Source organism: Collinsella aerofaciens, assembly GCF_005845035.1.
GTDB lineage: Bacteria > Actinomycetota > Coriobacteriia > Coriobacteriales > Coriobacteriaceae > Collinsella > Collinsella aerofaciens_I.
The window spans coordinates 1-1,538 of the sequence record NZ_SPFO01000046.1; the positions used below are offsets into that span (position 1 = coordinate 1).

Genomic DNA, 1,538 nt, shown 5'->3' on the forward strand with positions numbered 1-1,538 from the left:
TCGCTCATATGACCCAATCCGCTGTCAAGAGCCACAATGGCCCCGCCGACCGCTTGCAATCGGTCGGCGGGGCCTGCCGTTAACCCGTCCCGGTCCGCCCCCGGCATGTCATCGACGCCTTCGGCTCAGTCTCATATCCGCGGATACCGTTCTGTCGGCCCGCACTCCATTCCTTCGGCGGGGTTCCCCAAGTCTGTCGAGGCGCATGCGGAGGGCTCCGCGCGCACAGCGAAATAGGGGGTATCCCCGAAGGCCGCCCGGCTCGCCGGGACGGGGGCTGTGTCTATTCCGCGCCCTCCCGGCACATCATGCCGAGGGCCCAGAGCCACCTCACGAGCTCGGCCGCGGTGGCCGCGTTGGCCTTCGCCGCGGGCACGCCGCGGGCGAGCATCTCCTCGCGCCGCCGCAGGAGCCGCTCGGACCCCTTCCTCCCGTGCATCCTTATCTCGAGGGGCACGCCCGTGTCCCTTGGCATGAGCTTCGGCTGGTGCCGTGCCGCGGCGTAGCACCATGAACCCTCAACGGCCAGCTTCCTCACGAGCGCGTTGCCCGCACCGCTGATGCCTCCGAGCCGCACGGAGTCGCCACTCGACCTCTGACTCGGCGCGAGGCCGAAATAGGCCGTGACCTGCCTTCCGGAACGGAACCTCGTGAAGTCGCCGACCTCGGCCGAGAAGGCTGCGGCCAGCGCGAAGGCGCAGCCCTTGATCGACTGGAGGGCGGCCACCTCCGCGGCGATCGGGCTGGCATCCACGGCGGCCCTGTACTCGGAGAGCAGGTCCGCCCGGGCCTCCGCCGCGGCCTCGACCTCGTTCCTCAGGGCGGCGAGCGTCCGAACCCCGCCATCGTCCTCCGGCCTGACCTTGTCGAGCCACCTCAGGAAGTCGTAGGTCCAGTACTTCCTCGGGTTGCCGGCGGGCGTGGTGCCGCCGTAGACGAACCCCCGCTTTGCGAGGAAGGCGAGCAGCCGCTGCTTGGCGGTCGCCAGGCGCGCGGTCGCCCCGTCGTAGGCGCCGGCGAGGTCCCTGATGCCTTCGACCTCGGGGGAGGGGACCCATATGGGGGAGATGTCGTGGGCGAGTATCGCCTTGGCCATCCTGGCGGCGTCGTTCCTGTCGTTCTTGGAGGCCGAGTCGGCGGCCGACCTGGGGATCTTCGAGACCGCGGCGACGACGCACTCGACGCCGAGCCCGGCGAGCTCCCTTTGCGGGGCGAAGCCGAGGTAGCCGCTCTCGTAGGCCGCGAGCGACGGCCCGGGGAACCCATCCATCCACCCGGCGATCTCGCCCCAGGGGTTGCCGGGGAACCTCCTCGTCACGGCCTCGCCGGTGTCCGCGTCGAGGGCGCAGACGGTGGTCGACCTCAGGTGGACGTCCATCCCGAACGCGGTAGAATACTTTGGCATGGGAGCCTCCCAACCTCGTTGCGGCGCGGCTGCGCCTATGGCACTTCAACATCATTGTCGCAGCCCCGACCCGCGGTCACGAGCGGGGGCTCCTATCTTTTTAGTGCCCTCGGATTGGGTCATAGTGTCTGTC

General features: G+C 69.4%; 1 protein-coding gene. It reads right to left on the reverse strand.

The annotated features are described in order from the left end of the window. Window positions 1–283: 283 nt before the first annotated feature. Window positions 284–1,405, reverse strand: a complete 1,122-nt coding sequence (locus tag FGQ67_RS09980; RefSeq protein WP_138341796.1) for an IS110 family RNA-guided transposase — start codon at window positions 1,403–1,405, stop codon at window positions 284–286. Window positions 1,406–1,538 lie beyond the last annotated feature (133 nt).

Coding starts and splice junctions, on each gene's coding strand:
- FGQ67_RS09980 (WP_138341796.1), bottom strand. CDS start 1,405: ATGCCAAAGTATTCTACCGCGTTCGGGATGGACGTCCACCTGAGGTCG.